An 838-nucleotide genomic window follows, 5' to 3' on the forward strand; every position below is an offset into this window, starting at 1 on the left:
TGGGCGACAAGATCATCCTGCTCGCCGCCGGGCTGACCGGCATCAACATCGCCGCGCCCGGCGTCGGCGCGATCGTGACGATCTTCCTGGCTGGGCTGATGATCGCCGCCGTCGCGATCGTCTGGTTCAGCCTGCTTATCCGCAAGGCGCTGCTGCTGGTCGGCGTGGTACTGGCACCGATCGCGTTCGCCGGCGCGTCCTGGGACGCCACCAAAGGGTGGATCGGGAAATGGGCGGCGTTCGTGATCGCCCTCATCATCAGCAAGCTCGTGCTCGTCATCATCTTCTTGCTGGCGATCACGCAGATCGCCACCCCGATCGAGCTGGACATCGCCGCTGTCACCGAACCGATCACCGGCATCGTGCTCATGGGCATCGCGGCCTTCGCGCCCTACATGGTCTACCGCTTCGTCTCCTTCGTCGGCTTCGACCTGTACCAGCAGATGGGCACCGAGCAGGAAGCCAAGAACGCCCTCAACCGTCCCGTCCCGATCCCGTCCAAGACCCAAGGCGGCGGCGAGCCCAAGAAGGTTCTCGAAGACCCCAACGGCGGCGGGTCTGGCGGTGGCTCGGGCGGCACGCCACCGCCCACGACTCGCGCACCTGCCGCGGGTGGCGGTGGTGCGGGCACGGCCGGAGCCGGAGCGGCGACCGGGGGTGGAGCAGGCGCAGGAGCTGGCGCGGGAGCGGGGGCCGGTGCTGCGGCCGCGGGACCGGCGGCGGCGGTCGTTGTCGGAGCGCAGGTCGTCAAGGGCACCGCCGAAGCCGGCCCGAAGGCGGGCAAGGCGGTCGCGGGTCAGGCCGAGACCGCAGCGGGAGCGGCCGACGAGCGCGGTGG

1 pseudogene is annotated in these 838 nt (G+C 70.4%); it reads left to right on the forward strand.

Annotated features, from left to right (window positions below):
* Window positions 1-838, forward strand: a pseudogene (locus N864_RS25810) (conjugal transfer protein TrbL); the annotation flags it as partial.

The organism is Intrasporangium chromatireducens Q5-1, from assembly GCF_000576575.1.
Classification (GTDB): Bacteria; Actinomycetota; Actinomycetes; order Actinomycetales; family Dermatophilaceae; genus Intrasporangium_A; species Intrasporangium_A chromatireducens.